Raw genomic sequence first — 12,822 nt, 5'->3', positions numbered from 1 at the left:
GATGTCTACCCGGCCCGCCGCTCGGCGTCCCTCAGTCGCGTCGGCCGCGAGACTCCTGCTTGACCGCCTTCAGGATCACGAACTTCGCGTTGCTGGCGACCAGTTGGCTGTTGCCGAACAGGCGGCGCAGCTTGACGTGGTAGCCGAGGTGGCGGTTGCCCACGACCCACAGTTCGCCGCCGGGGCGGAGTGCCGCGCGGGCCTGGGCGAACATGCGGTGTGCGGTCGCGTCCGTCGTGGCCTGGTGGCTGTGGAACGGAGGGTTGTTGAGGATCAGGTCGACGGAGGCGCGAGGTGCGTCGGCTAGCCCGTCGCCGACGCGGAACTCGGCCTTGCCGGGGCGGTCGCCGGCGTTCTCGGCGTAGGTGGCCTGGGCCGATGCCACCGCCTGGTGCGACTCGTCCGTGAACAGGACGTCCGCGTCGGGGTGGGTGAGCGCGGCGCTGGTGCCGACGACGCCGTTGCCGCACCCCAGGTCCACGATCGTGCGGGCGTCCGTGCCCTGGGGCAGGTGCTGGAGGAGGAAGCGGGTGCCGATGTCGAGGTGCTCGGCGCAGAAGACACCTGCGTGATTGACGACCGGGTGGTCGGACAACGGGCCGATGTCGGGCGGGAGTTGATAGGTGTGCGGCCATGGGTTCAGGGCGGCGGCGGAGGTGGAAGCGAGTGCCGGATTCGGCTCGCTGAAGATCAGGCGGGCCTTCTTCTCCGCCAGCGACGTACGCGTCGGGCCGATGATCCGCTCGAACAGGTTCAGCGTCGAGGTGTGGATCTCCTTCACCATGCCGGTGCCGATCACCACCGTGTCCGCGTGCACGGCGGGCCGCAGCCGGTGCAGCTGGTCCTCAAGGAGCGCGAGGCTCTTCGGGACGCGGACGAGGAGCACGTCGATGCGTGTGGGCGGGACGTCCTGCGTGGTGAGGAGGTGCGCGTCCGTGCGCTCGTTCCGCGCCAGGTTCGCGTACGTGGCCTGCTGGCCGAGGTACGAGTCCGAGATCAGGGTCGGCGTGCAGCCGGGGACCCCGGTGAGCGCCGTGGCCAGTGCGCCCCAGCGGTCACCGACGACCGTGACCGCACCGGTGAGGTCCGTACCCGTCTCGGCGAGGTGCCGCAGCAGATACGTGTCCGCGGCGTCCCACGCGCGCAGCTGGTCGCGAGGGTTCTCCGGGAAACGGGTGAGGTCGACGTCTCCCCAGGGAGTGGTCAGACGAGGGGCCGGCGCGGGCGGATCTGTGCGGTTCATCGTCCGGCAAGGCTAGCGGAGGTGCAGGTCCCGGGGGTGCGGCCGGTCGCGTTAGCGGCAAGTCGGCTCGGCGGCTCCACGTGAATGGGCGGCTCCCGTCGCAGCGAGAGCCTTGGTGATACGGCGGGCTCGCGGTCGCCGTACATCGACGACTCGGCTGAGCAACCGGCACGGAACCGTTGTCCTGCCTACTGTGGGTTCGCATGACCGGCACCGAGATCGAGATCACCGCAGAACTGGTACGAGACCTGCTCACGGACCAGCATCCGGACCTCGCGGCGCTGCCCCTGGGCGAGGTGGCAGGCGGCTGGGGCAATCAGATGTGGCGTCTGGGCGACGAGTTGGCCGTGCGCATGCCACGCAGGGAAGGTGCCGTGGACCTTCTGCGGAAGGAGTGCCGGTGGCTGCCCGTCGTGGCCCCGCGGCTTCCGCTGCCGGTGCCGAGCCCTGTGCGTACCGGGGAGCCCTCCGCACGCTTTCCGAGGCCTTGGTGTGTGATGACGTGGGTGCGGGGCGAGCCGTTGGACGCCGCCTCGATCACTCGCGGAGGCCACGCCGCCGATGCGCTGGCGAGCATTCTGAGGGCGCTCCATGTCGAGGCGCCCGTTGAGGCGCCGAGCAGTTCGGACCGCGGCGCTCATCCCAAGAAGTGCACAGGTGGCTTCGAAGACTTCCTGGGGGCCATTGACCCCGGCGGTCTTGCCGCCGACGTCCGGGCGGTGCGGGAGGTGTTGGGCGATGCCGTCGCGGCTCCCGAGTGGGACGGCCCTCCGGTGTGGCTGCACGGTGACCTCCATCCCGCGAACGTCGTCGTCGCGGACGGGACGCTCTCGGGCGTGGTCGACTTCGATGCCATGTTCGCCGGCGATCCGGCGTGGGACCTCGCGTCGGCATGGGTGCTCCTGCCCGCGGGTGCGGGCGCCCGGTTCTTCGAGACCTATGCGCGTGCGGACGACGCGACGCTCCGGCGCGCCCGGGGCCTGGCCGCCCTGAAGAGTCTCTTCCTCATCCTCATGGGCCAGAACGGCGAGAGGGGCCTTCCCGGAGGCAAGCCGACGTGGGGGCCCGCGGGCCGCGCGGCGCTCGATCGTGTTCTGGCACCCGGCACTCGCTAGCCCGAGTACCCCCCACGTCTCGCTGCGGCTACTGCGCCGAGTCGGCCTTCGCCGGGGGAACGAACACGCAGAACTCGTTGCCCTCCGGGTCGGCGACGACGGTCCAGCGGAAGCCGTGTTCGCTCTGTTCGGGAGAGAGCCGGCGGGCGCCGAGTTCTTGGAGGCGCTCGACCTCCGTGTCCAGGTCCGCCGTGCCGAAGTCGAGGTCGAGGTGCATGCGGTTCTTGGCCTGCTTCGGCTCCGGGACCTGTTGCAGGAGGAGGGTGGGCGCGGGGGCCGGGCCGACCAGGCTCAGGTACGGCGGTCCTTCGAAGCCGCGGCGGTAGTTCAGCGGGGCGAGCGCGGCCAGCCAGAATCGCGCCTGCGCCTCGGTGTCGACACAGTCCAGCGTCACGACGATCTGCATGACGGAACGGTAGGAGACACCGGCCGCCGTGGTGAGCAGTTTTTGGTGGGGACGCCCCTGGTTGGCTACGGCTCCGGCGTGTCGGCCGAAGGGCCGGGCGAGGGGCCCTCGTTGGCGGCGGGCCCGTCCTCGTTCGTCACCTTGTAGCCGGGGACCGAGGGCCAGCGGACCGTCAGCACCACCGACTCCTCCTCCGCGAACCAGGAGTGGTCGACGCCATGGCCCCACACGACGTAGTCCCCCTGTTCGGCCAGGAGAACGCTGCGCCCGGGCAGTTCCACCCGGAAGCGTCCGCTGATGAGGACCAGCAGGGCGGTGCGCTCCTCGCCGGTCACCCACTCGGCCCGCTCGTCGCCCGGCGGGTGGACGCCCCACTTGATCTCCACGTCCTCGCTGTGCCGAGGATCGGAGGTGTCCTTGAAGTGCCCCAGCAGCCAGCCCCGGTCCAGCGCCGCGTCCTTGCCGGCATGCCCCACGTATACGTTGTCGATCACGGTTCCGGAAGGTAGCAGGTGCGCCGCGCTTTACCGGGAACGGATCAGAGGCCGTGTCTCAACGGCCACCTGGGCGTACGCCGTTGAGGGGCAGGTGTCGTCGGAAGCCCCCGGTCGGCGAGGTTGCCGCCGTCCGGGGGCACGTTCACCTGCGGGGCCGTCTCCCGTTCGCCCCGAAGTGGTCGAGCGGTGCGGCCTCAGCCGCCGATCGGGCCGGGGGCGTTGTCGTCGGCGTCCTGGCACTGCTTGATCTTCGCTTGGATCGCCCGCGCCTTCGCGCGCTCCTTGGCGGCCGACTTGTGGTAGCCGAGGGCGTCCAGCTTGGCGGCCTTGGACTTCAGGTTGGCGACCTGCTGGCGCATCTTGGGGATGTTGCAGGTGATCGGGCCGCGGGCCGACACGCCCGCCTGGTCGGCGGCGGGGGCGGCCTGCGCCGGGACGGCCGAGAACAGGACGCCGCCCGCGATGGCGGCGGACACGGCGAGTGTGGCGAAACGACGGAGCAAGGGTCTCCCTCTCCAAGTGACGGGCTGTGCAGCCCATTTGGCCTGTTTGATAGCAGTTTGTCACTGTATATGAAGAGGTCGACTTCTCGAGCGTCAATCGCTTGCGCGGTCCTCGGCGATTCGCTCCTGGCCTGCGCAATTCTTGAATTGCTGTGGGGCGGCACGGCTCTTGACGCGGTTCGTGTGCTCTGGAGGACGGGATCGCTTCGGTTTCGGTTCAGTGCGCGCCGGTGGTTTCCCGGGAGGGCGGGCCTTCGGCCGAAGTGGTCGTACCTCCCCGGCGCGGCGAAGCCCCCTCTGCCGTCGCGGCGGAGGGGGCTTCGCCTCCGTCAGTCGTTGGAGCTGGTGTTGTCGAAGGTCGGGTTGAGCGCGCCGATGATGTTGCCGGAGTTGCCCGTTGCGTTGACCGGGACGTGCGCCGGGACCTGAACGATGTTGCCGGTGCCCACGCCGGGCGCATTCTCCGCCACGCCGAACGCGTCACTGTCCGCGGCGGCCAGGCCGGCGGTTCCCAGGACGGCGATACCGGTCGCAGCTGCCGTGACACCCAGCTTGATCAGGGGCTTCATGAAGACTCCTTGAATGAGGGGAAGTGTGGTGACGGGTACGCATCCCGTCACCTCCCCAGGCATTCACAGTTCCGCGGCGCCCGCTTCTTGGGGAGTCGGTTCGGGGGATCCTTCAACGTGCCCACCGCCTGTGACAGCGCGTCAAGGGTCACACCCACGATGGACCGGAGCTGTGCCGGGCTCGCCCCGGCCCTGCTCATCACGGCGAGCGACTGGTTCACGGCCATCACGTGGACGGCGAAGGACTCGGCGTGCTGCTCGGGTAGTTGACCGGCCTTCAGTGCGGCGTGCAGGCGCCGGTGTTGAAGGTCCAGTGTCTTCGTGGTGTGTGCTGCGACGCCCGGGTTCAGTGCGGGGATCGCCATGGTCGATTGGGTGATCAGGCATCCATCGGGCACCTCGGGGTGGACGATGCGCTCCAGGGTGACGTCGAAGAAGGCGCGAACGGCCGCAACGGGGTCCGAGGTCGCGCACGACAGGGCGTCGTCGTACTTCTCGCCGTAACGCGCGGCGTAGCGGTCCAGGCAGCGCAGGAAGAGGGCGTCCTTGTCGCCGAGTGAGGAGTAGATGGAGCTGCGGTTGAGGCCGGTTGCCCGGGACAGGGCGTCCAGTGAGGTGTCGGCGTAGCCGGAGCGCCAGAACTGGACCATCGCGGCGTCGAGCGCCGCGTCCATGTCGAACTGCTTCTTGCCTGCCACGCGGTACTTCCTTGCTTCTTCGGCGGGGTGTGTCGGGCCGTGTTGTGTGCGCCATCTTATCTTGAACTGGTTAGTTCAAGATGTGCTAGCTTCCGGCATGGCGCGCACCGTCCCGACCGCACCGCACGCCCCTGACACCGACGGAGGATCCCCGTGACCGGCCCCGGCCCCGCAACCAGCACCCCACATGTCTGCGACAGCAACCCCGTCCGTGACCTGCCCCTGCAGCACCTGGACGGGTTCACACACCGCTGGGTCGCCGCGGGCGGGGTCCGTCTTCATGCCGTCGAGGGCGGTCGGTCGAACGGTCCGGTCGTCGTGCTGCTTGCCGGGTTCCCGCAGACCTGGTGGGCCTGGAGAAAGGTGATGCCTGGACTCGCGCACAGGTTCCGCGTCATCGCGATCGACCTGCCGGGGCAGGGGCATTCCGAGCGTCCGGAGTGCGGCTACGACACCCACGCGCTCGCCGCGCACGTCCACGCCGCCGTGCAGTCCCTCGGGGTGTCGACCTACTCCCTGGTCGCCCACGACGTCGGCGCCTGGGTCGCCTTTTCCCTCGCCCTCACCTTCGAGGGCCACCTGCGCGGGGTCGCCCTGCTCGACGCCGGGATTCCCGGCATCACTCTCCCGGAGGCGATCCCCACCGACCCGGACCGCGCGTGGAAGACCTGGCACTTCGCGTTCCACACCGTGCCCGACCTGCCCGAGACACTGCTTTCCGGCCGGGAACGCGAGTACGTGGGCTGGTTTCTGAAGGCGAAGGCCCTGTCTCCCGGCACTTTCGACGACGCCGAGATCGACCACTACGCGGCGGCCGTCGCCGCCGACGGTGGCCTGCGTGCCTCCCTCGCGTACTACCGGGACGCCGCGGAGTCGGCCCGCAAGAACCGCGAGGCGCTCGAGCGGCGACACCTGACCGTGCCCGTCCTCGGGATCTCCAGCAGCCACGGCTCCGTTCCGGACATGGCCGGATCCATCCGGGCGTGGGCCGACAACGTCACCGGAATCGTCGTGCCTGATGCCGGGCACTTCATTCCCGACGAGCAGCCCGAGGCTGTCGCTGTCGCGATAGCGGACTTCGTCGGCCGGGACCGGAGCTGACACCAGGGCGCGCGTCAACGTAAGCGGGTCCTGCCTTCTGGGCAGGACCCGCGTGTTCCGTGCTCGTGCCCTAGTCGAATTCGCCCGCGAGCGCCGACGCCATCCGAAGATGCGGCGCCGCCTCGTCGTGCCGACCCTGACGCTCCAGCGTGCGGCCGAGCATCAGGCGGGCGTAGTGCTCCACCGGGTCGCGCTCCACGATGGTGCGCAACGCGGTCTCGGCGCGGCGCAGTTGGGCCGAGTGGTAGTACGAACGGGCCAGGAGGAGGCGGGGGCCGACCTGCTCGGGAACCTCCTCGACGAGGCCGTCGAGGATCCGGGCGGCGTTCGCGTACTCCCTCGCTTCGAAGAACATCTGGGCACGGTCCCAGCGCTCCGCGGCCGTCCCGTGCGTGTAGTACTGCTGCTCCACTGTTGCCTCCTTGCTCGACGCCTTCAACGGGGGCAAGGGGGTGGGGTATTCCCGGGCGGTGTGCGCGGGCAGGTGCGGTACGTACGGGCCCGGCCCATGGATGTTTACGCAGGTCGACGCCTCACGGCCGCGTACTCGGCCGCTCCGCGCGCAGTGCCGCCTCCAGCTCGAAGCGGGCGTCGGGGTCGGTCAGGGCGGTGCCGAAGAGGCGTTGCAGGTGGTGCAGGCGCTGGCGCGCCGTCTGCGGGTGGATGGCCAGGCGGGCGGCCAGCTCGGGAGCGCTGCCGTGCGGGCTCTGCAGGTGGGCGAGGAGGGTGTGGGCCAGGCGACTGCGCTGTTTCGGAGTGAGGTCCGCGAGCGGTGCGAGGCGGCGCGCGGCCATGAGGCGGACGAGTGCGGGGTCGGCGAGCAGCAGCAGGTCCGTGAGGTGCCGCCCCGCTTCCAGCGGCCCTGCTTCCCGCCGCCCCGCTTCCATGTCGGCGCCCGCGGCCCCGTGTTCGCGCAAGGTGCGCGCCCAGCGCAGCGAATCGGCGGCCAGCGCGAGGGGTACGACGGGGCCGACGACGCCCGCGCGCTCGGCCAGGAGCCGGTGCAGGCGCGGGTCGGCGAGTCGCGTGCCGGGGTCGGGGACGAGCAGGCAGGGGGCGGGGCCGTCGAGATCGGCGAGCACGGCATCGGGCAGCGGCTTGCGGACCGGGGACGCGCCTTCCCTGCCGCGCCCCGGCGCCCGCGCCGTGGTGGAGGCCGCGGGGGCCGCCGTCGCCGGTCCGGTCGGCGTGCCCCCGGCCCGTCCGGCCCCGGCGCCTCCCGCGACCCCGGGAACCTCCGCTCCTCGAGGTCCCAACGCCACCGCGGCCACCAGCTCCGGCAGCACCCACTCCGCGTCCTGTGCCGCCTGCTCCAGTGCCATGGGCCCCAGAGGGGCGGGGGCGACCAGGAGGGCGAGGAGGCGGTGGCGGCGGCGGTCGAGGGTCCCGGCGGCGTCGGCCTGGGCGCGCGCGTACGCGGTGACGGACGCCGCCGCGATCTCCTCGATGTGCGTGAACGCGGCCTCCGCGAGCCGTGTCAGCGCGTCCGTGCTCAGGGACAGGCGCCGTGCCACCCGTACGTAGCGCCGCCAGGCGACCCGGCCGCCGAGCCGGTACGCGGCCTGCAGCGCGTCCAGGCTGCGTCCCTCCGCCAACTCGCCGCGGCCGAGCGCCCGGTAGATCGGAAGGCGCCGCGCGTCGAGTTCCCCGCCGCCATTCCCGACCCGGTCGACGAATTCCGCGAGGGTGGATTCCACGCCGCTTTGGATGGACATTCCGAACTGCCCGGACAACGGCCGGGAGAATTCAGGGATCTGGCGTCGGATTTCGTGGATTATCTCGGCCGCGAGGGTCGGGTTCTCTCTGCGCAGCTCGTCCGGGAGTCGCTGCGGAAATGCCGCCCACGCGCCCCCGGAACTCGGTGTGCCGATCGTGCCGGGTCCGTTCATCCCTTCGCTCCCAGGTCCGTCCGTTCGCCGAGTATGGGCCGAGGTTACTCACCGGTCAAGATGTTGACACGAAGTCAACTACCAGTGCTAGTCGGTCGTTCACCAGCGGTATTTCGGATCACCGGGGGTGTGGAGTGGGTGAGGCGCTCACCTTCGTGACACTTTCGCCCGGGGCGAGTGAGGAATCCTGGCACCGTTCTGCGCGCCCTGCGCACCGCCGTTCCCACAGCATTGCCGGGCGCCTCGGAGTTCTCCTAGCTTCACGCCGTCCGACGCCGCTCAGTGCGCGGCATTCCAGAACAAGGGACGGTACTGGAAAATGAGACGCAGGATACTCGGTGCGGCAGCCGCGGGTGCCCTCGGAGTGGCGGGACTTGTCTCGCTCGGCTCCCCGCACGCGACCGCGACCGAGGAGCAGCGGCCGGTCGAGTACAACTTCACCAAGGGATTCCTGGCCGGTTTCTTCAAGGCCGGCGAGGCGCCGCCCGGCGCGAACGACTGGGGCTGCAAGCCGAGCGCCGAGCATCCGAGGCCCGTCGTGCTGATCCACGGCACGCTCGAGAACATGAACGACAACTGGCGTGGCGCGGCGCCGCTCCTTGCGAACAACGGCTACTGCGTCTTCGCCTTCAACTACGGAGCCGACAAGGCGACATCACCGATCCAGGGCACCGCCCACATGAAGGACAGCGCGGCGCGGCTCGGCGCCTTCGTGGACAAGGTGCGCGGCGCGACGGGCACGGCCGAGGTCGACCTCGTCGGTCACTCGCAAGGCGGTGGACCGCTGCCCCGTACCTATCTCAAGGACGACCCGAGCGCCGCGGGCAAGGTCGGAAAACTCGTCGGCATCACCCCCTCCAATCACGGCACCACCCTGTCCGGCATCACCGAACTCGGCCGCCGGCTGCATCTGTTGGAGCCCGTGAACGGGTTCCTGGACAAGGCCGCCCCGGCCCTCGTCGAGCAGGAGATCGGCTCGGACTTCAACAAGGACCTCGACGCCCGCGGCGACACCGTCCCGGGCGTCGACTACACCGTCATCGCCACCAAGTACGACGAGGTGGTCTCGCCCTACACCAACGCCTTCCTCAAGGCGGGGCCCGGCGCGAGCGTGCGCAACATCCGGCTCCAGGACACCTGCGCCAAGGACTACACGGACCATCTCGAGGCCCCGTACGACCCGGTCACCCTCACTCACGTCCTCAACGCACTCGACCCCGAGCACCCCCGCGCGGTGAATTGCCAGGCGGTGCTCCCGCTCACCGGGCCCACCGGGCCGGTCGAGCAGTAGCCACCCCCGCGGCTCGATCAGCAAGCGGCCCGCCGCCCTCACCCCGGCGGGCCGCTTCCGTGTGTCCATCGGACGGTTCACGCCGTCGGCCATGTTGACTCACTGCGGGTGCCACGTATGTTGCTGTGCGTTCCCTGTTCGACTCGCGCACAGTTCGGTCCCGCAAGACCCACGAGTCCCCTCGGGCTCGTGCGTCCCCACGCCCTCCGTGCATTGGGAGTCTCATGGACACCACCCCCGTCACCACCCCCGAGGCCATCTCCGACACCACATCCCTCCCGGGGGCCTCCTTCACCCGCCGCCGTTTCCTGCAGACCACCACCGCCACGGCCGGCGCCCTCGCCGCAGGAGCCGGAACCCTCCTCGAACCGGCGGCGGCCGCGGCCGCCCAGGACACCCCGGCCTCCCTCTCCTTCACCGCCGCCACCAACGGCGCCGCCACCCTCGCCCCTTCCGGCGACCGCTTCGTCGCCGAGATCCAGAACATCCTGTGGTCGATCCCCCGCAAGGGCGGCACCGCGAGACCGCTGACCACCCCTGAACTGGAGCCCACCCGCCCTCAGTTCGCCCCGGACGGCAAGCGGCTCGTCGTCTGCGGCTACCAGGGCGGCGGCTTCCACCTGTGGCTCCTGGACGCCGACGGCGGCGCACCGAAGCAGCTCACCGACGGGCCGTGGGACGACCGCGGGCCCGCCTGGTCCCCGGACGGCCACCGGATCGCCTTCGCCTCCGAGCGCGGCGGGGACCCCGAGCACGCCGCCCCGTACCGGATCTGGACCGTCGACGTACGCGACGGAACCCTCACCCGGCTTACCGGCGCTCCCGGTCAGGAAGGCCCGGGGCAGGGCGGCGCCTGGGAGGACTTCGACCCCACCTGGTCCGCCGACGGCACCCGCGTGGTGTTCGTACGGGCCGTGGTCACCGACGCCGGAACCCTCCAGGCGTCCACCCTCGCCTCGGTTGCCGCCGACGGCACCGGCGTCGTCACCACCGAGCACGCCGACGACTCCGGCGCCCAGGTCATGACCCCGGCCGTGGCACCCGGGCCGAAGGGGCCGCTCGCCTACCTGCGGACCACCGCCGCACCTTCCGCCACCTGCACCCTCGTCGTCGACGGGAAGCCGGTCGACGTGCCGGGTGATCTCGCACCCGTGCCGCCCCGCTGGACAGGACCCGACACCCTGCTGCTCACCGTCGACGGCCGCTTCCGCCTCGTGCGCCCCGCCGCCCCGAGCGAGGGGGAAGGGATCGCGTTCACCGCGAAGCTCCCGGTCCACCGGCCGCACTATCGCGTCAAGCGCTACGACTTCGAGGCCGGGGGAGTCCGCCCGGTCCGCTCCCCGCACCTGCCGGCCCTGTCGCCCGACGGCAAGCAGGTCGCCTTCGCCGCCCTCAATGCCCTGTGGATCGGCGGTACGTCGAACGGGCGTGCCCCGCGCAAGGTCCTCCAGGTCCCGCAGACCCGCTACGTACTCGCCCCGACCTGGACCCCCGACGGCAAGGCCCTCGTCTACGCCGACGACCGGGCGGGACTGTTCTCCGTGCGCCGCCACGACCTGGACAGCGGCAAGGAGACGGTGCTCGCCGAGGGCGGCCGGGCGTTCCCCGCGCTCTCGCCCGACGGGCAGCGTCTGGCGTGCATCGACATGTCCGGGAACCTCGTCCTGCGCGACCTGACCGCGGGCACCGAACGCGTCCTCGCCGCCCCGATGGGCAGCGGCGGACTGCCCGGCAGACCCTGCTGGTCGCCCGACGGCAGATACGTGGCGCTGTGCGACCGTGGCCGCCTCAACCAGCGCTTCCGCGAGGGCTACAACCTCGTCCGCGTCGTCGACACCAAGACCGGCAAGGCGGTCGTGCACGCCGTCGCCCCGCACGTCTCGATCGCCGACCGCTACGACTCCGGGCCCGCCTGGTCGCCCGACGGCCGCACCATGGCCGTGGTCGTCGAGTCCGCGCTGTGGCTGCTGCCCGTACGCCCCGACGGCACCCCGGACGGCGACGCCCGCCAGGTCACCGACGAGGCCGCCGACCACCCGAGCTGGTCCGCCGACAGTCGGCAGCTCCTCTACCTGAGCGCGGGCCGGCTCCGCCTCCTCGACGTCGCGAAGGGCACCGCCCGTACGGTCAGAATCCCGCTCGACCACCGCCGCCCCCGCCCCGCCGACACCGTCGTGCACGCGGGCCGCTTCTGGGACGGCACAGGATCCGAGGTCCGCGACGACGTCGACGTCACCGTCGAGGGCGGCCGCATCACCGCCGTCACCCCGCACCGCGCGGGCGGCCGGGCCTCCGCCAAGCGCATCGACGCGTCCCAACGGACGGTGATCCCGGGCCTCTTCGACGCCCACACCCACCCCTGGCAATCCACCTACGGCGGCCGCCAGACCGCGCTCCAACTCGTGTACGGCATCACGACCGCGGTCTCCCTCGGCGGGTTCGCCTACGAGCAGGCCCGCATCAGGGAAGCGGTGTACGCGGGCGCGCTGGCCGGGCCGCGGCTCCTTGCCACCGGGGAGCTGCTCGACGGGCCGCGTGTCGCTTACAGCATGGGCCGCGCCCACCGCACCCGCGCCGGTCTGCGCCGCTCGCTCGCCCGGGCCGCCGCCCTCGACTGGGACTTCGTCAAGACCTATGTTCGGGCGCCGGGTTGGGTGATGAAGGAGGCGGCCTCCTTCGCGCACGAGCGGCTCGGTGTGCGCAGCGGAAGCCACCTGTGCACCCCGGGCATCCAGCTCGGCCAGGACCTGACGACCCATCTGCAAGCCACGCAGCGCCTGGAGTTCGGGCACGCCACGACGGCCACCGGGCACGCGAATCAGGACGTGCGGGAGATCTACTCGAAGACCGGCGACTTCCACCTCATCGCCACCCCGTTCACCGCGCAGCCGCTGATCGGCGCCGACCCGGCCATCGCCGAGGACCCGCGTGTGACCCGGCTGATGCCGCCGTGGGACACCGCCGCCGTGGAGAAGCTGGCCAAGACGCCGCCCACGGCCGCCCAGCTCGCCACCCTGGACACCGAACTCGCGGTCTACCGGCGCATCCTCGCCGCGGGTGGGCACATCGCGCTCGGCACCGACCAGCCGCTGGTCCCGGTCGGCCTCCACCTGCACCTCGCGCTGCGCGCCCTGCACCGCGGCGGTCTCTCCCCGGCCCAGACCCTGCACACGGCGACGCTGATGCCCGCCCGGGTCTTCGGGGCGGACGCGGACCTCGGCACCCTGGAGGAGGGCAAGCTCGCCGACCTCACGATCGTCGACGGCGACCCGTTCACCGACTTCGACGACCTGATCCGTACGACGGCGGTGCTGCGCGGCGGCGTCCCCTTCCAACAGGCCGACCTGGTCGGCTCGTTCGAACCGGTGACCTCCAGATCACTGAAGGCCACCGGCGACGACTGGCTGGAAGTGGGCCGCCTCATGCGCCGCGAAGGTTGCTGCGACGCCGGTGCCTAGGCCGGGCACCCTGCGCTCCGACCGGAAGGAGCGCAGGGGGGGGGCGGCACCT

12 protein-coding genes are annotated in these 12,822 nt (G+C 71.2%); 4 read left to right on the top strand and 8 right to left on the bottom strand.

Translation table 11 applies throughout. From position 1 onward, the window contains the following. Nucleotides 1-31: 31 nt before the first annotated feature. Complete coding sequence (locus tag ACIA8D_RS33175) at nt 32-1,243, bottom strand: methyltransferase (RefSeq protein ID WP_399237904.1); 1,212 nt, start codon at nt 1,241-1,243, stop codon at nt 32-34. A gap of 203 nt (nt 1,244-1,446) precedes the next feature. On the opposite strand from ACIA8D_RS33175, the gene ACIA8D_RS33170 reads away from it, so the two are divergent. Further along, entirely contained in the window at nt 1,447-2,358 is a 912-nt protein-coding gene (locus tag ACIA8D_RS33170; RefSeq protein ID WP_399237902.1) for an aminoglycoside phosphotransferase family protein, read from the top strand. Between the two features lie 28 nt (nt 2,359-2,386). Here ACIA8D_RS33170 and ACIA8D_RS33165 read toward each other — a convergent pair whose 3' ends face one another. From ACIA8D_RS33165 to ACIA8D_RS33145, 5 genes are all read right to left on the bottom strand, one after another. After that, complete coding sequence (locus tag ACIA8D_RS33165) at nt 2,387-2,764, bottom strand: VOC family protein (RefSeq protein WP_399237901.1); 378 nt, start codon at nt 2,762-2,764, stop codon at nt 2,387-2,389. A gap of 65 nt (nt 2,765-2,829) precedes the next feature. Beyond that, on the bottom strand, nt 2,830-3,258 hold the full coding sequence (locus tag ACIA8D_RS33160) for a signal peptidase I (protein WP_399237900.1): 429 nt from the start codon (nt 3,256-3,258) through the stop codon (nt 2,830-2,832). Between the two features lie 197 nt (nt 3,259-3,455). Next, on the bottom strand, nt 3,456-3,764 hold the full coding sequence (locus ACIA8D_RS33155) for a hypothetical protein (RefSeq protein ID WP_399237899.1): 309 nt from the start codon (nt 3,762-3,764) through the stop codon (nt 3,456-3,458). Nucleotides 3,765-4,093: 329 nt separating this feature from the next. Continuing rightward, nucleotides 4,094-4,333 carry a chaplin gene (locus tag ACIA8D_RS33150; RefSeq protein ID WP_399237897.1) on the bottom strand — a complete coding sequence of 80 codons (240 nt, stop codon included), beginning with the start codon at nt 4,331-4,333 and terminating at the stop codon, nt 4,094-4,096. 47 nt (nt 4,334-4,380) lie between these two features. Continuing rightward, nucleotides 4,381-5,031 (bottom strand): TetR/AcrR family transcriptional regulator, encoded by a 651-nt coding sequence (locus tag ACIA8D_RS33145; RefSeq protein ID WP_399237895.1) that lies wholly within the window; start codon nt 5,029-5,031, stop codon nt 4,381-4,383. 153 nt (nt 5,032-5,184) lie between these two features. On the opposite strand from ACIA8D_RS33145, the gene ACIA8D_RS33140 reads away from it, so the two are divergent. Then, the gene (locus ACIA8D_RS33140) at nt 5,185-6,132 is read left to right on the top strand and encodes an alpha/beta fold hydrolase (RefSeq protein WP_399237894.1); all 948 of its coding nucleotides are present in this window, start codon (nt 5,185-5,187) and stop codon (nt 6,130-6,132) included. Nucleotides 6,133-6,202: 70 nt separating this feature from the next. Here ACIA8D_RS33140 and ACIA8D_RS33135 read toward each other — a convergent pair whose 3' ends face one another. Next, nucleotides 6,203-6,487, bottom strand: coding sequence for a tetratricopeptide repeat protein (locus tag ACIA8D_RS33135; protein WP_399237958.1), 285 nt, complete (start codon nt 6,485-6,487; stop codon nt 6,203-6,205). 178 nt (nt 6,488-6,665) lie between these two features. Continuing rightward, nucleotides 6,666-7,829 (bottom strand): helix-turn-helix domain-containing protein, encoded by a 1,164-nt coding sequence (locus tag ACIA8D_RS33130; protein ID WP_399237893.1) that lies wholly within the window; start codon nt 7,827-7,829, stop codon nt 6,666-6,668. Between the two features lie 511 nt (nt 7,830-8,340). On the opposite strand from ACIA8D_RS33130, the gene ACIA8D_RS33125 reads away from it, so the two are divergent. Then, the gene (locus tag ACIA8D_RS33125) at nt 8,341-9,312 is read left to right on the top strand and encodes an esterase/lipase family protein (RefSeq protein ID WP_399237892.1); all 972 of its coding nucleotides are present in this window, start codon (nt 8,341-8,343) and stop codon (nt 9,310-9,312) included. 224 nt (nt 9,313-9,536) lie between these two features. Next, nucleotides 9,537-12,770 carry an amidohydrolase family protein gene (locus ACIA8D_RS33120; RefSeq protein WP_399237891.1) on the top strand — a complete coding sequence of 1,078 codons (3,234 nt, stop codon included), beginning with the start codon at nt 9,537-9,539 and terminating at the stop codon, nt 12,768-12,770. Nucleotides 12,771-12,822 lie beyond the last annotated feature (52 nt).

Origin of the sequence: Streptomyces sp. NPDC051684 (assembly GCF_044453445.1) — a bacterium.
GTDB lineage: Bacteria > Actinomycetota > Actinomycetes > Streptomycetales > Streptomycetaceae > Streptomyces.
This window is presented reverse-complemented; position numbering and strand designations above follow the sequence as displayed.